The 20261-nt window shown below is 43.5% G+C and carries 20 protein-coding genes; 16 read left to right on the top strand and 4 right to left on the bottom strand.

What is annotated here, in order from left to right:
• Positions 1 to 952 precede the first annotated feature (952 nt).
• The 4 genes from LHW48_01010 to LHW48_00995 are packed head-to-tail and all read left to right on the top strand — an operon-like array spanning position 953 to position 5418.
• On the top strand, positions 953 to 3295 hold the full coding sequence (locus LHW48_01010) for a sodium-translocating pyrophosphatase (protein MCB5259042.1): 2343 nt from the start codon (positions 953 to 955) through the stop codon (positions 3293 to 3295).
• Between the two features lie 21 nt (positions 3296 to 3316).
• Positions 3317 to 4375 carry a flavodoxin-dependent (E)-4-hydroxy-3-methylbut-2-enyl-diphosphate synthase gene (ispG, locus tag LHW48_01005; protein MCB5259041.1) on the top strand — a complete coding sequence of 353 codons (1059 nt, stop codon included), beginning with the start codon at positions 3317 to 3319 and terminating at the stop codon, positions 4373 to 4375.
• A complete protein-coding gene (locus LHW48_01000; protein ID MCB5259040.1) occupies positions 4376 to 4897 on the top strand; it encodes a chromate transporter in 522 nt (173 codons plus the stop codon).
• Complete coding sequence (locus LHW48_00995; protein ID MCB5259039.1) at positions 4894 to 5418, top strand: chromate transporter; 525 nt, start codon at positions 4894 to 4896, stop codon at positions 5416 to 5418. Before LHW48_01000 ends, LHW48_00995 begins: the two co-directional genes overlap by 4 nt.
• Here the strand turns inward: LHW48_00995 and LHW48_00990 are convergent.
• Positions 5415 to 5819, bottom strand: a complete 405-nt coding sequence (locus tag LHW48_00990; GenBank protein ID MCB5259038.1) for an acyl-CoA thioesterase — start codon at positions 5817 to 5819, stop codon at positions 5415 to 5417. The genes LHW48_00995 and LHW48_00990 overlap by 4 nt on opposite strands.
• A gap of 82 nt (positions 5820 to 5901) precedes the next feature.
• Here LHW48_00990 and LHW48_00985 point away from each other — a divergent pair, with 82 nt between their 5' ends.
• The 12 genes from LHW48_00985 to LHW48_00930 all read left to right on the top strand — a co-directional run bounded on the left by LHW48_00985 (position 5902) and on the right by LHW48_00930 (position 17544).
• A complete protein-coding gene (locus LHW48_00985) occupies positions 5902 to 8373 on the top strand; it encodes a YfhO family protein (protein MCB5259037.1) in 2472 nt (823 codons plus the stop codon).
• Between the two features lie 53 nt (positions 8374 to 8426).
• On the top strand, positions 8427 to 9347 hold the full coding sequence (gene lepB / locus LHW48_00980) for a signal peptidase I (GenBank protein ID MCB5259036.1): 921 nt from the start codon (positions 8427 to 8429) through the stop codon (positions 9345 to 9347).
• A complete protein-coding gene (hemW, locus tag LHW48_00975; GenBank protein MCB5259035.1) occupies positions 9317 to 10432 on the top strand; it encodes a radical SAM family heme chaperone HemW in 1116 nt (371 codons plus the stop codon). Before lepB ends, hemW begins: the two co-directional genes overlap by 31 nt.
• On the top strand, positions 10429 to 11142 hold the full coding sequence (locus LHW48_00970) for a hypothetical protein (GenBank protein MCB5259034.1): 714 nt from the start codon (positions 10429 to 10431) through the stop codon (positions 11140 to 11142). The genes hemW and LHW48_00970 overlap by 4 nt, the downstream gene beginning before the upstream one ends.
• 287 nt (positions 11143 to 11429) lie before the next feature.
• Positions 11430 to 12026 carry a PorT family protein gene (locus LHW48_00965; GenBank protein MCB5259033.1) on the top strand — a complete coding sequence of 199 codons (597 nt, stop codon included), beginning with the start codon at positions 11430 to 11432 and terminating at the stop codon, positions 12024 to 12026.
• 234 nt (positions 12027 to 12260) lie between these two features.
• A complete protein-coding gene (gene rplM, locus LHW48_00960; protein MCB5259032.1) occupies positions 12261 to 12689 on the top strand; it encodes a 50S ribosomal protein L13 in 429 nt (142 codons plus the stop codon).
• 15 nt (positions 12690 to 12704) lie between these two features.
• Positions 12705 to 13091, top strand: coding sequence for a 30S ribosomal protein S9 (rpsI, locus tag LHW48_00955; GenBank protein MCB5259031.1), 387 nt, complete (start codon positions 12705 to 12707; stop codon positions 13089 to 13091).
• 193 nt (positions 13092 to 13284) lie between these two features.
• Positions 13285 to 14094 (top strand): 30S ribosomal protein S2, encoded by an 810-nt coding sequence (gene rpsB, locus LHW48_00950; protein ID MCB5259030.1) that lies wholly within the window; start codon positions 13285 to 13287, stop codon positions 14092 to 14094.
• Between the two features lie 67 nt (positions 14095 to 14161).
• A complete protein-coding gene (gene tsf / locus LHW48_00945; GenBank protein MCB5259029.1) occupies positions 14162 to 14758 on the top strand; it encodes a translation elongation factor Ts in 597 nt (198 codons plus the stop codon).
• Positions 14759 to 14775: 17 nt separating this feature from the next.
• Positions 14776 to 15504 carry a UMP kinase gene (pyrH, locus tag LHW48_00940; GenBank protein MCB5259028.1) on the top strand — a complete coding sequence of 243 codons (729 nt, stop codon included), beginning with the start codon at positions 14776 to 14778 and terminating at the stop codon, positions 15502 to 15504.
• 13 nt (positions 15505 to 15517) lie between these two features.
• Positions 15518 to 16072, top strand: a complete 555-nt coding sequence (frr, locus tag LHW48_00935; GenBank protein MCB5259027.1) for a ribosome recycling factor — start codon at positions 15518 to 15520, stop codon at positions 16070 to 16072.
• A gap of 86 nt (positions 16073 to 16158) precedes the next feature.
• Positions 16159 to 17544: an MFS transporter gene (locus tag LHW48_00930; GenBank protein ID MCB5259026.1), complete on the top strand. Its 1386-nt coding sequence runs from the start codon at positions 16159 to 16161 to the stop codon at positions 17542 to 17544.
• A 260-nt stretch (positions 17545 to 17804) separates the two neighbouring features.
• Here LHW48_00930 and dprA read toward each other — a convergent pair whose 3' ends face one another.
• The 3 genes from dprA to LHW48_00915 all read right to left on the bottom strand — a co-directional run.
• Positions 17805 to 18893, bottom strand: coding sequence for a DNA-processing protein DprA (dprA, locus tag LHW48_00925; protein MCB5259025.1), 1089 nt, complete (start codon positions 18891 to 18893; stop codon positions 17805 to 17807).
• Complete coding sequence (gene obgE / locus LHW48_00920) at positions 18890 to 19903, bottom strand: GTPase ObgE (GenBank protein ID MCB5259024.1); 1014 nt, start codon at positions 19901 to 19903, stop codon at positions 18890 to 18892. Before obgE ends, dprA begins: the two co-directional genes overlap by 4 nt.
• Before the next feature lie 3 nt (positions 19904 to 19906).
• Positions 19907 to 20261, bottom strand: a 355-nt coding sequence (locus tag LHW48_00915) for a DUF1838 domain-containing protein (protein ID MCB5259023.1), incomplete at its 5' end; no start/stop codon positions are given.

The raw sequence follows: 20261 nt of genomic DNA, 5'->3' as shown, positions 1-20261 counted from the left end.
GTAAACCAAGCCAGCATATCCTGGTAATAGCTACTATTGCTATTACAATTGATGTTCGGATCACCTGCTGCAAGCTGTAAAGCAGTAAGGAGTTCCATTCTGGGATCAACGAGTATTTCTAACTTTTTCATATATGATACCCCTCTATCATTGATAGACCCTGAGTCAAGCCCTTTCTTCTAAGCTATAAAAAGCACCATTCTATTCATATTAGACCATCATGAGGAACGTATAAGACTCTTCTAAGACCTCCGCTTTGCCTGCAAGGCAAGCTTCACCACTCACACTGCAAGTCTTTTCAACTGGTCTATATCATTGAGATTCGGGCATTTCCGAAACTAGTCTGAAATCAGTCCAGATTTGACATTAAACTGTCACAAACCAGTCCAAAGAAGTCCAACACCACTGTGAAATCTTTCCGAAAGCAGTCCTAAGAATCTCTACGCCAGATAAAGGCTTATGAAGATTTGTCATACTGGTCGCTTTCTGACACTTTGGGTGTCATTTAATAGCCACCCCAGCTTGCCACCCCATCCCTTGCACTGGTTTCCCTTGTCGAAACAGTTGGCCACCTGTACTGTATGTGTACTCGCAGTCAAGCGCCTATGTGAAGAATTCTCTGAATATCTATAGCGTCCACTTAGTTTGAAAGAGAGTCATATTTAACCCCCTGCCAATTAGGAACCTATCTAGCTGTTTACAACAAGTATCCACACTCACAAAATCAAGGCATACTTAGATAAGGTTTAGCTTGAGATAATGCCCTAAGTATAAGATAATCTCTGGGTTAAACAACGCTAATACTTGGTTAAAACATCAATTTAGGAAGAAGTGGGAAGAATTCGAAAAGGAAAAAAGAAATTGACAAAATGGAAGTATTAAGAATAAATGGTAGAACATAGAATATCATATGCAGCTAATGCTTATCCCCCAAAAATGAATGGAGGTATATATGCCACAGCTCCCGCCAATTTGGTACTTGGCACCATTTGGAGCCGTTTCTGCGCTTTTTTTTGCTTTTATCTTTTATCGTAACGTTAAGGCTCAAAACCCTGGAAATGTCCGTATGCAAGAGATCGCCGGTTATGTACGTGAAGGCGCTTATGCGTATCTGATACAACAATATAAGGGCGTGGGTATCTTCTTTGCCGTGGCGCTAATGATATTTCTGTTTTCTGCTTATGGCTTGAAGGTATTGGATCCCATGATACCTTGGGGTTTCCTCAGCGGGGGCATTATGAGCGGCTTGGCTGGATTCATTGGGATGAACACTGCCACAATGGCTTCCAGCAGAACAGCTCAAGCCTGCTCTGAAAGCCTGAATAAGGGATTAAAAGTAGCATATCGAGCCGGTGGAGTAATGGGGCTTACTGTGGTGGGTCTTGCCTTGTTAGATATGTCTGTTTGGTTTTTTGTGCTCAATGCTATGGATTACAGCTTAGAAAAAATCGCAGTGGTAATGCTATCCTTTGGTATGGGAGCCAGTACTCAAGCACTTTTTGCCCGTTTAGGTGGAGGTATATATACAAAAGCAGCAGATGTAGGGGCAGATTTGGTAGGCAAAGTAGAGGCAGATATTCCTGAGGACGATCCCCGCAATCCCGCTACTATCGCCGATAACGTGGGCGACAACGTGGGTGATGTTGCAGGTATGGGTGCAGATCTTTATGAATCTTATGCCGGCAGCATACTTGCCACTGCCGCTTTGGGTATGAGTGCAGTAATACAACTTTCGGTAATTGATGCTTCCTTATATAAATATTTGATCAATTTCATTGCAGCTCCGCTGGTTTTGGCGGGCTTTGGAGCATTACTCTCCATTTTTGGCATCTTTTCCGTATCCACAAAAGAAAAAGCCGGAATGAAGGAATTGATGGCTGCCCTAAACAAAAGCGTATATCTTAGTTCCGTGCTTATTGCGATTGCCTCTTTCGTAGTATGTAAAGTGCTCTTGCCGCCTCAATATTATCTTGGCATCTTCCTTTCTTCAGTTGTAGGTTTGCTTGCCGGAGTGTTGATTGGTCATACAACCGAGATTTGGACTTCCCATTCCTATAAAGCCACGCGAAATATCGCCAAACAGGGAGAATATGGCTCCGCAACGGTGATATTGGAAGGCTTTAGCGTTGGCATGCTTTCCACTGCCATGCCGGTGATAATCATCGCTGTAGGGATAATTGTAGCGTTTGTACTTTCGGGGGGTTTTGAGCACGTGGAATTGGGGCTGTATGGCATTGGCTTTGGTGCGGTTGGCATGTTGGCAACTTTAGGCGTAACTCTGGCTATGGATGCCTTTGGACCAATTGCAGACAACGCCGGAGGAAATGCTCAAATGGCGTATCTGCCCAAAGAAGTACGGGAACGCACAGACAGTTTGGATTCTGTGGGCAATACCACTGCTGCTATTGGTAAAGGCTTTGCAATTGGAAGCGCAGCCCTTACCGCCATGGCTCTTTTGGCGGCATATCTGGAAAAAGTTCGGGATGGCTTTGTGATGTTGGGCGAAAAATTGGGCGAAGTGCAAACTCTAACCATCAATTACGGTACACTCAGCGAAACCGTAGAAGCTCCGCTGGCAAGCCTTAGTCAGTTTATAAGTTATTACAATGTCAATCCGCTTAATCCCAAGTTTTTGGTGGGTATATTTATCGGTGCAATGGTGGTGTATGTGTTTAGCGCTCTAACCATCAAGGCGGTTGGTAAGGCAGCGGGTTTGATGGTAAAAGAAGTTCGTCGTCAATTTACAACAATCCCCGGCATTCTGCAAGGTAAAAGCAAGCCGGATTATGCCCGCTGTGTAAAGATATCTACCATCGGCGCACAGCAACAGATGGTCTTACCCGCCATTATCGGCATTGTTACCCCAATATTGGTAGGGCTCATATTTGGTGTGGCAGGTGTATTGGGCTTGTTGATTGGCGGACTCACAACCGGATTTGTGACTGCAGTGATGATGAATAACTCTGGTGGGGCATGGGATAATGCAAAAAAATATGTGGAAACTGGAGCTTGCGGGGGTAGCGGCTCTTCTGTTCATAAAGCCACCATTGTAGGCGACACTGTGGGTGATCCGTTTAAGGACACAGCCGGACCTTGCATTAACATCCTGATAAAACTGATGAGTATGGTATCGATTGTTTTTGGTGGTTTTGTAGTGGCATACTCCCCCAAAATAGAAGCACTTTATACGCCTAAACCTAAGCATACAATTCAAATGAATACTCCGCAAAGCAAGCAACTTGAAGAACAACAATTAATAACCACTGCCGATAGTACCATCGTGGTAAAAGATTAAACAAAGTTTAAGGAAGTATACATGACCGAGATAAGACGGCGAAAAACCCGCGCTCTACAATTGGGCATGCTGCAAATTGGAAATGGTGCACCAATCTCAATTCAAAGCATGTTAAGCGTTAAAACCAGCAAGGTGGATGATGCAAAAAAGCAGATTAGGAGATTGATCTCTGCCGGGTGTGATATAATCCGTTTTTCGGTAATGGATGCCGATGATGCTACAGCGATCAAATACTTTAGTAAAGAATTTAAGGTGCCTTTTGTTGCCGATATCCATTACGATTATAAATTGGCTATTGCCGCTATTGAACAGGGAATTGACGGTTTGCGCATCAATCCCGGTAATATCGGCTCCCGTCAAGGCGTGGAAAACCTTGTTGCGGTAGCTCGCGAGCGCAAGATCCCGATTCGTATTGGCGTAAATAGCGGATCGCTGCCCAAAGACCTTTTAGCAAAATATGGGCACGGGGCTCAGGCAATGGTGGAAGCAGCACTTTCACATGTGAAAATCCTTGAAGACCTTGGCTATTATGAAATCAAGATTTCCGTAAAAGCTTCCCATATCCCGCTGATGTTGCAAAGCTATCGAGAACTAAGCCGACACTGCGATTATCCCTTGCATCTGGGTGTAACTGAGGCGGGAACATTGCTTTCGGGAAGCATAAAAAGTGCAATGGGCTTAGGAATACTGCTAAACGAGGGCATTGGCGATACTCTGCGCGTATCGCTTAGCGATGACCCCGTCCAGGAAGTATATGTGGCAAGGCAAATCCTGATTGGACTGGGCTTGCGTAAGGGACTGCAAATAGTATCGTGCCCAACTTGCGGTCGTACCCGAATCAATCTTATTTCTCTGGCACAACAAGTAGAAATAGCCCTCCAAGAATTTAAGGATAAAGAACTTACCGTGGCAGTAATGGGTTGCGCAGTAAACGGACCCGGAGAAGCAAAAGAAGCAGATTTTGGCATTGCTGGGGGCAACAAAGAGGGGCTCATCTTTGCTCACGGAGAAATTATCCAAAAAGTGCCGGAAGATAAATTGCTCGAGTGTTTGGTAAAACTCGTCCGGAACAGCTTGTAAATGTTACTAAAAATCTTTCTTACCTTTCTCAAAATTGGAGCCTTTACTATTGGTGGCGCTTATGCAATGATCCCCCTCATCAAAAAAGAGGTGTGTTCTAGGCATGGGTGGATTACCGAAGAGGAGTTTCTGGACGGTCTTGCCGCTGCTCAAAGCTGTCCTGGCCCGATTGCTGTAAATATAAGCATCTATACTGGTTATCATGTGCGAGGCAGATCCGGCATGCTAATGGCAGTATTGGGAACTATTCTGCCCTCTACAATATCGATCATTGTTATCGCTATGTTGTTTCGTCAATATGCAGATCAAGTATTGGTGAAACGTGCGTTTTCTGCATTAAATCCGGCTGTGGTTGCACTTATAGCCGTGCCGCTGATTGAGATGGCAAAGAAAAGTGGGATAAATCTTAGAAATGTGTGGTTTCCTCTGGCAATAGCCATAACAGTTGGTATGCTCAATGTTTCGCCTGTTTATCTGATCCTGATCACTATCGCTTATGCCGTGTATGAGGCAAGAAAATGACCTTGATTAACATGCTGTTTGTGTTCTTCAAGATAGGTTTGTTTAGTTTTGGCGGTGGCTATGCCATTTTGGCAATGATCCAGCAGGAAGTGGTGTTCAAGCATGCTTGGCTAAATGATGCAGAATTTGTACAAGTGGTAGCGCTTTCACAGATGACTCCCGGTCCTATCGCCATTAATGCAGCCACCTTTATCGGCTTCCAAAAAGCTGGAGTTATTGGCTCGTTGCTTTGTACGTTTGGAGTTATCCTGCCTTCTTTGATAATCATGTTTACTATTACGGTAAGTTATCTAAAACTAAAGAAGTTACCCTGGTTTCAACAAATATTTAAGCGCTTGCGCTTGCTATCTGTAGGTTTGATAGCTGCTGCACTAATCATGATAATGGGGAATGCCGTACAAGATTGGTTTTCGGTTGTTGTATTTGGGGCTTGTTTTCTGGCTACTTGGCGTTTTAGGCTTAATCCATTTACGATGCTTATGGTGGCTGCCGTATTTGGCATGGTATTTGGCAGTGCTTAGTTTTGGTGAATAAACTTGATAAAGTGATCTGAAATCTCTGGAGGCAACCGCTTTGCCTTTCCCCCAGAGGCATACACAACAGTCAACGCTGCCTTAAAACAAAGCTCTCCCTGTGAGTTGTATACTTCCTGATGCCAAAACCCCTTTATCCGGTTTGTCTTGTTAAACCAACTGCGTACCGAAACATCTTCTTCCAAATCTACAGCCTTAAGATAATCCAATTCATAATGCAATACAAAGAACTGAATGCCCATCGCTAGAAGCTTTTTAATGGGCATATCCATCTTAACTAAAGCATCACTACGGGCGGCTTCAAGCATCATCAAGTAATTAGCATTGTTCAAGTGTCCATATATATCGCATTCATAGCCGTAGATTTTCTTTTTGAATGTAAAGATCATCACCTCTCCCTTTGTTTTTGCTTGACCGATTAGAGCCCAAAAAATAAGCTGGATGCAAATATCGGTTTGAACAGAGGATTTTATGAGCCAGAAAAAAGTCAACCCAAAAATGAGACTTGCTGCAAACCCTCAACCCGCAGCTAAGGCTCCCGCATCTTATATGAAGTATCTGCCTTGGATTTTGGCGGCTTTTTTATTCCTCTTTGTAAGCATTCTTTATTTCCCCGCCGCTTACAAGCACATGGAACCTCAAGCCAGCGATATAAATCAGTGGCGGGGTGCAGCGAAAAGCATAATAGACTATAATGAGGAACATAATGACCGCGCACTTTGGACTCAGAATATGTTTTCCGGAATGCCCTCATATATGATCTCCTTTCCCAATCGTTATCCTTTTTTGGAAAACATCACAAAGCTTACAGATAAAGTGATAAGCTGGCGGATTTTCTTGCTCATTCTTGGCGGATTGGGCATGTTTGTGTTGCTATTGCACCTCAAGCTAGATCCCTATATCGCCTTTTTTGGCGCCATCGCCTTTGTTTTTTCCTGCCATTGGGTGGGCTTGTTAGAAATAGGACACAATACCAAATTCCGTGCCATGATGTATGTTCCTTGGGTAATGTGGAGCATCATGTATCTAAGAGCTAAACCGGGAATTCTCTCTTTAGGGCTTAGTGCTACATTCCTCATTACACAACTGCGTGAAAACCATCCCCAAATAAGCTATTACTTATACCTACTTATTGGCATGTATTGGGTGTATCAGGCTGTGGTGGCAATCAAGAAAAAGCAAGTCAAACACTTTGGAATTTGGACTCTCTTGCTCGTCCTTGCCTTTAGTTTAACCGCCTTAGCGGTAATGAATCCATATCTGAGCACTATGGAATACAGCAAGTACACAATGCGTGGCAGTGAGAGTGGATTAGATAAGGTATATGCACAAGGTTGGAGCTTTCACCCCAAAGAGATTATTGGTTTTATCATACCCGATTTTTGGGGTGGAATAAACCAAAGCTATTGGGGATATATGCCTTTTACTCAGATCTACAATTACTTTGGGATAGTAGTATTAGCCTTTGGAGTACTTGCTCTTTGGGGCAGGCGCCGGAGATTAGCACTCTTTCTTTGGCTTGCCAGCGCAGCTTTCACTCTAATGAGCTTTGGCAGTTCCACTCCCGCACTTTCGGATCTCTTTTTGAACTACCTGCCCTATTTCAACAAGTTCCGTGTACCTTCAATGACCCTGGTAATCGTTCAATTCAATGCCGTAATCCTGGCAGCTTTGGGTATTAAAAGCATTCTTGAGAACTCAGGAAACGCCCAGTGGCAGAAGCGTTACCTAAAAATCTTCTGGATATGTGGTGCAATTTTTATTCTATGGATGCTGTTTGCAAAAAGCGTCTTTGCCGGTCTGCCCTACACCACAGCGATAGAGCAGATGCGATATGAGGAAGCAAACGCCCTCTCGCAGCTCGATTCTCTTATCCTAATGCGCAAGGACATTTTAGTAAAAAGTGGCATTCTCTCGTTGATGTTGCTTGCTGTAAGCATGGGTTTAGCTTATCTGAACAGCATTAAAAAGCTTAAAGCAGCCGCTTTTATTCTACTTATTACGCTCATCACTTTTATGGACTTGTGGATTTACACCGGTAAACACCTCAAAGACCTACATCCTAAGAACATCCGCCAAAGCACTTTCCGCATGCAAGATTTCGACAACTTTTTGCTTAATGATAAAGATAATTTCCGCATCTATCCTTTCAACACAAATCAAATTCGCAGTGCCGGCGAATGGGCATATTTCCATCAGAGCATAGACGGATATTCGGCCGCCAAACTGAAGCGCTACGATGAGGTTTTACCCTTGATAAATGGACGTAACGAAGAGCCCGGAGAGTTTGTGCGCTACCTAAGAGGTGTGTATCGAGAAAACTCCAGCGAAAACCCTACTCCCGTGTTGGATATGCTTGCCACAAAATACATCATTGTTCCGGATTCTTTGCCCTACGCTTCGATGTTTCAGAACTTTCGCCCCGTTTACAAGAACAAACAAGTTTCTATTTACCAAAATCTTAAGGCTCTACCCAGAGCCTGGTTTGCACAAAACATCGTTGTAAGCCAAAACACTGAAGAAACCCTTAAACTCCTTAAAGATACATCGTTCGATCCCGCAAGCACTGCCATTTTGGAAACCCAGATCGATGCTTTTGATTATCCCCTCAATGGAAGAATAACTCAAACAAAAGCCGAGCTTCATGAATTGAGTTACGAATATGACAGTGATACCGATGCCCTTATAGTGCTTAGCGAAATATACTACCCTGCAGGGTGGAAAGCTTATGTAGACGGCAAAGAAATCCCCATCTATCCTGCAAATCATATCCTGCGTGCACTTCGTGTCCCGGCAGGAACGCATACCTTAGAGCTGGTTTTGGCGCCTCAAAGCTACCAAACGGGCGTAACCTTAAGTTTTGCCGGCTTGCTTATCACCATACTTGCCCTCATTGTAGGAAGCGGGCTATACTTTTTTAAAAAGCCCTCAAAAACTGTTTAACAATGTTATACCATAAAACGATTTAGCTAGATATAGTCAAGGATGCAACAAGCATGAAACAACGCATGAAAATAGTTAAAAACAAAGGCGAATCTTTAAGTAAATCTCCTACATTAACTCCATTGCCTACGGATAAGAAGTTCCACAAACGCAAACCTCAGTTGCAGGATTGGGTTGAAGCCATCCTCTTTGCCTTCGTGGTGGCAATGATTATTCGCAATTACACCTTCCAAAACTTCATGATTCCTTCCTCTTCGATGGAAAAAACTCTGCTTACTGGAGACTTTCTGGTGGCAAACAAGCTAAAATATTATTTTACAGACCCAAAGCGGGAAGATATCGTCACTTTCAGGTACCCTAAAATTGAGGAAAACACTCCCGAACATCCAGACTATAAAAACCAGTATATAGAAATCTTTCATCCGCTCTACATAAATAAAAGCCAAGCTTTTTCCAAGTTTCCCTATACTGCCTTCCATATTAGTTACTACGCACGCCGAAACGTGGTAAAACGCGTGATCGGTATGCCCGGAGATACACTTGAAATTCGCAATAAGCTAGTTTATATAAATGGCAAAGAATTCACTCGTGGTTATGAATGTTATGGCGAAGCATATCCCAGTCCTCCATTATCTCCCCATATTGTTACCGAACGTACCTTCAAACCGGGTATGTTAGATGCTGTTAGCATGGCAGACTGGTATCATCCATATCTCATTGATACCGATTCTACAACTGTTAAATCTCGCTTCAACCGCGATTGGTTTGGTCCCATCCGCATCCCGGAAGGGAAATATTTTGTGATGGGAGATAACCGTGATGTAAGTGAAGACAGCCGTTATTGGGGATTTTTGGACCGTTCTGATATTACCGGTTCACCCTGGCTGATTTTTTGGTCTAAAGGTATTGAATACAACAAGCTTTACGACACCCCTCACATCAGATGGAAACGAATCTTCCGCTTGGCCCACTAGGGTTATATATCCATATTCCGTGGTGTATTACACGCTGCGGTTATTGCGTTTTTTATAGCCTCAATTATCGCCGTCAAGATTTTGATGCCTATTTTGAGCTTTTACTAAAAGAAAAACAGCAGTATCTAAACACAAATTTCAGGCCTCTTTGCTCAATCTACTTAGGCGGCGGCACCCCTTCTCTGCTTTCGTATCAGCAAATATTACGCCTTTTGGATGGCATCCCTGTTTTACCAAATGCAGAAATTACCTTAGAAATAAACCCCATCCAGATCACTCAAAACTTTGTCCACAACCTTGCACAAACCCCTATTAACCGCCTCTCACTTGGCGTACAATCGATGCACGATGACGATCTGGCTTATCTGGATAGGCGCCACAAAGCAAATGATATACTCCAAAAAATGCAGCTGCTCCGCGATGCAGGCTTTAACAACATCTCGGTAGATTTCATTTACGGCTTACCCCACAATAACCTCGAAAAGACCATTGATAGCCTTTCTTTGCTTTTAAACCTCTTTCCAAATCACATATCCTGCTACCTTCTGGAAATAGATCCCAAAAGCCGTCTCGCCCCAGATATCCAGCAGATTCCGGATGATGAGACTTTGGCAGATATTTATCACAGCCTTCGCCTGCTGCTTGCTAAACACGGTTATATGCAGTATGAGATTTCAAATTTTGCTCGCCTTGGCTATCAATCCCGCCACAATATGCTGTATTGGAATTCAGACGAATATCTTGCTTGGGGTGCCTCCGCCGCTGGATTTTATCGGGGATTACGCTATCAAAACCCATCAGATTTACATCAATATGAAACTCTTATCAACTCGCACAAACTGTATGGCATAACCGATAAAGGTGCTTCTATAGAATCAGATTACATCATGATGCGCTTACGTATGGTTAAAGGTCTAGATTTTAAAGAGTTCACTCGCCGCTTTCACAAAGATTTTAGCGCTATGCGACAAGATCAAATCCACAAATGGAAAAATGCCGGATTTATCACCGTAGATACCAATGGGCTCCGGCTAAACGACAAGGGATATTTTATTTCTAATGCCATTATTGCGGATTTATTATGAAGCTTGTGCAATTTGTTCAAACTATGCAAAATCTGCTGGAAAATACCAATTTTAAAGGAAATACTTATATCGTTGGCGGAGTTGTGCGCGATTATCTTTTGGCAAAACAGTGTTTTACAGATTTTGACCTGGTGGTGGAAAAACCTCATGGAGGTCTCAAGTTAGGCACATTCCTAAAACATCGCCTTAAGCCTAATACCTACGAAGCTTTCCCCAGATTTGGCTCTGCTCGCATGACATGGAATGGCATTAGCATGGATTTTGTTGAGACCCGTAAAGAAGAATATCGTCCCGGATTCCGTTTTCCAAAAATTCGCTTTTGCCCTATTGATGAAGATGTTTTCCGTCGAGATTTCAGCGTCAATGCCCTGTATATGGATCTGTTTAATATGAATATTTTGGATCCTTCAAACTTGGGTAGACAAGATATTCAAAACAAACTTATCCGCACCATCCGAGCTCCCGAAATTGTCTTTAATGAAGATTACCTACGCATATTGAGAGCAATACGCTTTGCGCTATGTACCGAATTCTCACTGGAATCTAATACTGCACATGCCTTAAAAATTTCTGCCCATAAAATCCGAAATCTTAGTACAAATCAAATCCGTAGAGAACTTGTTAAAATTCGTGATCGAGGTAAGCTCGACCAAGCGAAGCAAATTCTTGAGGATCTGGAGCTTTCTGACATTTTGGCTTGCATTCAGTAGTTCCGCTTGTCATCTTACAAACATCTCCTTCCCCTTTTACATAAAGCTCATATTAAAGTAGCTTAAAGCTGAGATTCTCCCGTATCCCAAAGATCATCTCTGCCTAAACCATATCTAGTGTCTAGGTTAAACAATGTGCGAGCACCGCAAGATAAGCCTTCTTGCTAATTTTGGTGGCAGATATTGATTGACGTGGAATATATCTTGCTTATTGTGTTTATATGCTTATCTTTTAAGTACACCCTTTTACATATTTACAGTAATAATAAAACACACGGGAGATCCTAGTGAAAAAGTATCTAATTTTTTGCGCAGCCTTGTTGATGGTCGTCAACATATCCTTCGCTCAGACCACATATGGTTTTAAGGCAGGCATGAATTTATCTAATTATAGTGGACACGATATGGATGGTAAGGTGAAGATCGGCTTTCATGGCGGTATGTTAATGCATTATTATATACTGCCATCAATTATCCTGCAGCCGGAATTGCTCTACTCTCAGCGAGGGTTTAAGAAAACAGAAACGATCGGGAATTTGAGCACAGAATATAAACATACTCTGCATTACGCCGAATTACCGGTCTATTTTAAAATGAACTTAGGTGAGGAAGGATTGAGATTTCAACCATATCTAGGGCCGGAGTTTCGCTATCTTATGCAAGCCAATCGGACAGTTTCGGAGAATGATCCGGAAAAAATCGACAATGTAAATTCCTTCGATTTTGGTTTAGGCATGGGAATAGACGTGGAAATAAACAGAAACATGTTGTATGGAGCTCGCTTCAGCATGGGCCTTGCCGATGTATTTGAAAAGCCTTCCATAGGCTCTCAACCCGATGCAAAAAACTATTCGTTTCTAATAAGCATGGGCTTTATTTACTAAGTCTTTCTCTTCTTGGCAAAGCTTAGACCGCTTTTTTCGAGCGGTCTTTTTTAGTGCTAGACTCAGATGATTCTAAGAATTGTTCTTAAACAAGAAAGGAAATCTGTAGATTGAAAAAGATGGAAGGTATAGCGCAAGATCATGATAAACTGTAATATGTGCAATGTTTTCGCTTGACACTATTTAGGAAGCTAAAATTCTGACATTCTGTATAAAAACCGTAAAGGAGAATCGATGAAGACCCTCACTCCAAGCCCAAGCGACATCACGCAAGCGTGGTATGTCGTAGACGCTACGGGGCAGCCTCTTGGTCGCTTATCCACTAAGATTGCCACGATATTACGCGGCAAAAACAAGCCTTATTTCGCTACGAATTTGGATTGCGGAGATTACGTTGTTGTAATTAATGCCGAAAAAGTTCGTGTAACAGGGCTTAAAGCCTTACAAAAGGTTTACAAAACATTTAGTGGATATCCCAGTGGGCTCAAAGAGATCCCGTATGCCAAAATATTGGAAGAGCATCCCGAACGTATTATCGAGCATGCCGTAAAAGGAATGATGCCGAAAAATACCCTGGGACGCGCAATGATGAAAAAACTGAAAGTTTACACCGGCAGCGAGCATCCCCATGCCGCACAACAGCCAGTGGAACTTAGCCTGTAAGGAGATTAACAAGGTATGCAAAACTTTGATGCCGTAGGAAGAAGAAAAGATGCAACCGCACGGGTTCGTTTGACACCAGGAACCGGTAAACGCATCATCAACAAAGTGCACATGAAAAAATACCTGCAACGCGAAACCTTGGAAATGGTGGTGGAACAACCCCTGCAGACCGTCGGTCTTTCCGAGAATTTCGATGTGTATGTAAATGTATCCGGCGGAGGTCTCAGCGGTCAAGCTGGCGCAATCCGTCATGGTATTACACGCGCACTTTGTGAATACGATGAAAAGTTAAAACCCGTCTTGAAAGCCCGTGGATTTCTCACCCGCGATCCCCGCATGGTGGAACGTAAGAAATCCGGACGTCCGAAAGCTAGAAAGAGATTCCAATTCTCCAAGCGTTAATGCGCAGATTGTGGGAAATTCATCCCCCCAAGAAAAAGAAATGAGAACTACTCTTTTTTGCTCTGAAACAAGACACATCGGCATACAAGCCGAAATAAACCGTTGGAGCGAGTTGCAAGGCGGTGAGGGGAAAGCCCCTCTGAATTGCGTATATCCTCCACGGAAACCTTAACCGTAGATTAGGAGAAACTAAATGTCCGTTGTATCTATGAAACAACTACTGGAAGCCGGTGTTCACTTCGGACACCAGACTTTCAAATGGAACCCCAAGATGAAAAAATATATCTTCATCAAACGCAATGGGATTCACATTATCGACCTCAAACAGACGGTCGATGCCATCAACGAAGCCTATCAGTTCATGAAAGAAGTGGCTAGCAGACAGGAATATATCCTCTTTGTGGGAACAAAAAAACAAGCACAAAGCGCCATTCGTGAATCCGCTGAAAAGGCTGGAGTTTTTTACGTAAACCAACGCTGGTATGGTGGAATGCTTACAAATATGAAGACTATCCGCCAAAGCATTGAAAAAATGAAGTACTTCGAGGAAATTGTTGCCGATGGTACTATCAATAGCTACACCAAGCTCGAAGCCCAAAAAATGAAACGCTTGCACGACAAAATTGAGTTTTCTTTGGGTGGAATCCGCGATATGGACGCCCTTCCAGGCGCTATCTTTGTTGTGGATACAGAATATGAAGATATCGCTATCCATGAAGCTCGCATCTTGGGAATCCCTATCATCGCTATGGTAGATACTAATTGCGATCCCGATAAAGTGGACTATGTGATCCCCTCTAATGATGATGCCACACGTGCTATCACTCTGATTACTGACATTATGGCAACCGCCGTAATGGAAGGTCGCGGAGACGCCACAGAAGGCGCAGACGATCGGGACGCTACTGAAGAAAACGAAGAAGAACCCGAAGAAACTGAAGAACCCAAAGAAACTGAAGTAAAAGAAGAACCGGTTGCCGAAATGGCAGCCACCGAAGCCTAATAAGAAACATTGCGTGCCGGTTTCTCCGGCACGCCTCATCTGACCCTATAGATTTAAGGAGAACAAAATGGCCGAGATTACCGCAAGCATGGTAAAAGAACTGCGTGAGAGAACCGGCGTGGGCATGATGGAATGCCGCAAAGCCCTGGTTGAGGCCGATGGCAAAATGGATGCCGCCATCAAATATCTACGTGAGCGTGGAATATCTAAAGCCGAGGCTAAAAGCCTGCGCGAAACCAAAGAAGGCATCATTTACTCATATATCCATTTTAACAACAAAATCGGTGTGATGATAGAACTTAATTGCGAATCCGATTTCGTTGCCCGTACTGATGAATTTAAAGCCCTTGCAGAAGAGATCGCCATGCAGATAGCCGCCACAAATCCCTTGGCGCTTACTGCCGATGCCATCCCTGCTGAAATCATTGAGCGTGAGAAAGAAATTGCCAAAAACAAAGCCATAAACGATGGTAAAAAGCCAGAATTTATGGACAAAATCATTGAAGGCAATATCCGTAAGTATTGCAGTGAGCATGCTTTAATGGAACAAGGCTTGATTAGCGACGAAAAGAAAACTGTGAAAGAACTATTAACCGAAGCAATAGCGAAAACCGGCGAAAACATTCAGATCGCCCGCTACGTTCGCTACGCTTTAGGCGATTGAATAGCCATTAAGTAAGGATGATAAGCACTTTCAAGCCCGAAAAGATTGACCGCCTGATGTTGAAACTTAGCGGCGAGATATTATCTGGTCCCGCTGGATTTGGTTTCGATGACAGCGTATGCGATGTGCTAACGGATGATCTGATTGGCATCAAAAACGAAGGTTATGGGATTGCCATTGTTCTTGGCGGAGGCAACATCTTCCGCGGCGGGACATGGAAGAACCAGAACCTCAACCGCGTTACTCTGGATAACATTGGCATGCTTGCCACTATCCAGAATGCATTGTATCTAAGCGAAATCCTTTCCGACAAAGGTTGTAACGCCGAAGTGTTTTCCAGCTTTGTGTTAGACAAGATTGCTCGCCATTACAGCGCACCAAAGGTGATGAAGGCATTGGGTGAAGGTAAAATCTGTTTTGTGGCAGGTGGCACCGGAAACCCATATTTCACCACCGATACGGCTGCAGTGTTGCGTGCGATAGAGCTTAAGCTGGATATAGTGCTTAAGGCAACAAAAGTGGATGGACTCTACTCTGCAGATCCCATGAAAGATCCCAATGCCAAGTTCATTCACGAAGCAAGCTATCAAACCTGTTTGGAGAAACGCCTTGGAGTGATGGATCTTACCGCATTTTCTCTGGCTGCAGACAACAATATGCCTATCAAGATATTCAATATAAACAAACCCGGAAACCTGAAAGCTGCTCTTCAGGATGCCAATATCGGCACCTATATCCATCCCTAAGAGCGAGGTAAATATGCAAGAACTGAAGAATAACACAGCGGATAAAATGCAAAAATCGTTCGATTCGCTGTTGCACCAATACTCCAAAGTGCGCACCGGAAGAGCCAGCGCATCCATCTTAGACGATGTCCGCATAAACTATTACGGACAACCCACACCCGTAAAACAGCTTTGCAACATATCCATTCCCGAGCCTCGAACCATTGTAGTTCAACCTTGGGACAAAACAACTTTGGCAGATATCGAAAAAGCTATTCTGGGTGCTAATATTGGCATCACGCCAGAAAACGATGGAAATGTGATTCGTTTACCCTTCCAACCCCTTACTGAAGATAAGCGCAAAGAGATTGTAAAAAACCTAAAAAAACTGGCTGAAGACACTCGTGTAGCCATTCGCAATATTCGTCGCGATGCAAACGATCAGGCCAAAAAGATGAAGAAAGACAGCGAAATAAGCGAAGATGACGAAAAGAAACTCCTCAAAGATGTACAAGATATTACCGATGATTGGGTAAAAAAGATTGATGAGGTAGAGAAAAACAAAGAGAAAGAAATAATGGAAGTGTAACCACACTGCCTTAATACATGCTTAAAACCGGTTTCCGCCTTGAAGCCGGTTTTTTATGTAGGCATAAGCACTGAAATGCGTCACCGATGAAACCAAAAAGCAACAGTCTGATCGTTAGAACCTATAAAAGCTCCATCCGGGAAGGGTTATTTGCTCAGATTTATGGCAACCTCGCCCAAATCGGCAGCTCATTCATTACCAAATTGATGGTACTGATGGGTGCAAATCCTCTCCAATACAGTCTCCTTTCTGCTTTAGGACAATTCTCTTCGCTCTGGCAACCATTAGGAGTAGCCTTTTCGCATCACATTACCCAAAGAAAGTGGATATGCATCTGGATTACAGCAATTGGGAGAATGCTCACTTTATTTTTGGGTTGTGCTTTGCTTTTTCCTTCACGGCAGCAAGGCATCTGGTTTATGTTGGGTTTGTTATTTTTTAGCGCCGGTTTTCAAGCCACAGGCGCCAATATCTGGATTGCTTGGATTAGCGATCTGATTCCATTACGAATTCGGGGACGATTCTTTTCCACTCGCAATCAAATTCTCATGATTGTAGGCTTAATTTTTAGCTATGTTCTCAGCTATCATGTGGATCTCTACGAAAATACCAGTAAAGCATTGAGTTATAAGCGGATGTTGGGAGCCGAGCACTTCTTCATTCCTCAAAATCAAGCCTTATTTTTGGCTTTTATATATATTTTTGCTTCTATAATTGGACTTATTGGTTTGTGGTTTCTGGCGCAGCAACCGGAGCGCAAACGACTTCAGAAACAGGGGAAGAACTTACGGGAAGTATTCCGTGAGCCCTTTAGCAATAAGAACTTTCGTCTGCTTCTAATCTTTGGCAGTTGGTGGATGCTGGCAACCGGCGTTGGTAGTCCTTTTTGGGGTCCTTTTATGCTAAAAAACCTGCAGATGGGCTTGTTTGAGGTGCAGATGTACAATACTCTTCACATGGGAGCCTCTCTGCTTTCCTTCGGGTTTTGGGGAAAGTTTATCGATCGTTTTGGCAATAAAACGGCTATGAAGATTTGCGTTTTTTTGGGAGGCTTAAATCCCATATTCTGGTTGTTCATGAGCCCTCAAAACTATAATATTCTATGGTTTGAAGGTATCTCAAGCGGTTTTATGTGGGCTGGAACGGGAATTGTTACCACAAACTTCGTATTATCCATAGCCCCCAAACGAAACGAACAAGTATTCAGCGGCATCTATGCGGCAGTAACCGGACTTTTTATGATGAGTTCAACCTTAGCCAGCGGTATTTTCTATCCCAATTCCCTAAACTTGGGCTTTCGAGTATTAGCTCCGGAGCAAGTAGTATTTGGAATTGGAGCGATTATGCGTTGGATGGCGATTGTTCCCCTGATACTGGTTCGAGAATATCGCAGTGTACCTCTGCGTAAAGCGTTGGCTTTTACTTTCAGCAGAATTATCGGCTGGCGATTCAGGGCGGGGAAAAGATACTAAATTCATTTACAACACCTTCTAAAGACTGTTTTACACTGCTCATAATCTCGGCAAAAAGAAAACATAAAGCACTTCCCAAACTGCTGTCAGTTGCCACTTTTTCACCCTTTTCATCAAGCATACTATAACTATGCTTAGAGCGGGGATGTTCCCGCAAATACAGGATGATAGCAGCCTAAAGCATCGTTAGTACTTTCTTAAAGCAATGGGGGAGGCTTTTCTGCGGTAGCAATAAATGGACGCATAATCGTGTGAAATCCTTACACAACAAAGAATATGCCACCTTCTTCTTTGGCAATAATTCCCTTTAACTCCAAGTTTGTAAGCATTGTAGAAAGCCTCCCGATGGAAAATCCAGATTGCAGTAGTATTTCGTCGAAACTTAGGCTTTGGTGACTGTTAACCAGCAAATCGTAAAGCTTCTGTTCATCTGCGTTAAGAATAATGCTCACTTCCATCTGTTTGGCATGCTCGGGACTGAGTCCCAGCAGGAATTGCAGATCTTCGCTGTTCGATACTAACGCAGCTCCATTCTTAATAAGATAGTTTGGCCCCTCCGAATTGATGCTGTTGATATTACCGGGCAGGGCACAAAGATCGCGATTTTGTTGTAAAGCGTTTTTTGCAGTTAGCATAGCACCGCTGTTGATAGGGGCTTCTACAATGAATACCAGATCGGCAAGCGCACTGATAATGCGGTTTCGGGCGGGAAAGTTCCATTTATCTGGTTTGGTGCCTGGTTCGTATTCGCTAATCAGCACGCCGTGTTCGGTGATGGATTTTGCCAATTCCGTATTTTGCGAAGGGTAGATGTTTTCCAAGCCGCATGCAAGCACGGCAATAGAGGTGCTACCCTCTTTGAGAGCAGTTTTATGCGCAATGGTATCTATTCCCAAAGCCAATCCGCTAATGATGTTGACCTTTTGCCGGCAAAGCGGTGCAAGTAGTTTTTTGCACATTTCCTTGCCATAAGCTCCGGGTTTACGGGTTCCAACTACGGCAAGGGTTCGCTCTGCCTTGAGATGTGCAACATCGCCCCGATAATAAAGGATTATGGGCGGAGCGAAGATATTTCTTAACTGAGCTGGATATTCGTTTATATTGAGCCATTCTATCTTGTATTGTTCCATCAGTTTCAAGATTTGCGGTGTATTGGGAGGCAGAATCCGCTGCGAAAGATGAAATGCCGCCTTTTCTGAGATCAATCCGGACACATAAATGGCGTGTTCATTGTTGCCAACGAAATCATTGGGATCGGGATATGTTTCTAATAGCTTGATACTCTGTTTATTGCCCAATTCGGGACAGGTTTTTAGGCAGAGCCAATTCAGGAATTGATCACTTATCACCTATTATCCTTTATCTGTTTGAATAATGCGTATTTTAGAGCTTCTAAGCCAAGATTGCCCACACTGGATATCGCCAGGATTTTGGTGTGGGAAGTGTCGGCGAAGATTTCTGCAACTTCAGCAATTCGAGCATCTCGTTCATCTTCAGGAATGGTATCTATTTTACTTAAGACAATCGTAAAGGGCTTTTTTTCCATAAAACTATCGTAGAGATACAGTTCTGCTTTAAGGGTACGATACACTTCCAAGGGATCGGGACTGTTGATATCAATAAGATAGAGCAAGATGTTGGTGCGTTGAATATGACGCAGGAATTGATGTCCCAGCCCTTTCCCATTGTGTGCTCCCTCAATAATGCCGGGAATATCTGCCATTACGAAATGTTGATAATCGGACACACGGACCACGCCCAGCATAGGCTCTAAGGTAGTAAATTCGTAATCGGCGATTTTGGGACGGGCAGCAGAAAGAACAGAGAGCAAAGTAGATTTTCCCGCATTGGGAAAACCGACCAAGCCAACATCTGCCATGAGTTTTAGCACTAATTCCAGCTCGATTTCAGAGCTGCGTTTGCCTGGAGTGGCGTGTCTGGGCGCTTGATTTGTGGGAGTGGCAAAATTGCTGTTGCCTTTACCACCATGCCCGCCTTTGGCAATAACAATACATTCATCTGCTTCCGTAACATCTGCCAATTTTACTTTGCATCCATCCTCATATATCTGAAAGATTTCGGTGCCCAGAGGCATACGCAGAATAAGATCCTCTCCACTGTGCCCAGTTTTGCGCCCACCAGCACCCGAAACGCCGTTTTCTGCCTTAAATATCTTATTGAAACGGTAATCTAACAGGGTGTTCACATTGGTGTCACCCTTCACAATGATGTTGCCGCCACGACCTCCATCACCCCCATCAGGGCCGCCTTTGGGGACAAATTTCTCGCGGCGGAAACTTACTGCTCCATCGCCGCCATTTCCTGCTTTTACACGGATCTTTGCATAATCTATAAACAAAACTTACCTCTCTGATTCTTCATTGTTCTGTTCTCTTAGTTGCTTGAAATACAGCCAGGGATTCATATTGGGTTCGCTCCACAGAGTGGGAGCTTTACTAAACTCGGGGGCATTGGTTTGCACATATAGCTTTAATCTTTCGGGCAGTTCTTCAAAGCCCATACTTAGTTTTTTACCCCTCAAAACAAAGATTAGATTACCCTCACGATCGCCCATATTCATGAAAGGTAGCCAAGGAGATATCCAAACTTGATAGATCTCGGCTGGCAGTGCCAAGGCCAGAGAATCTGCCAGATCTTCTTTATTGATAGTGTATTGGCTTAGCTCTGCGGATTGAAAATAATCGCTTTGAACCTGT

It is taken from the genome of Candidatus Cloacimonadota bacterium (genome assembly GCA_020532355.1).
Taxonomy (GTDB): Bacteria; Cloacimonadota; Cloacimonadia; order Cloacimonadales; family Cloacimonadaceae; genus UBA5456.
The sequence above is the reverse complement of the archived record's forward strand: the minus strand, read 5'-3'. Positions and strand labels throughout refer to the sequence as shown.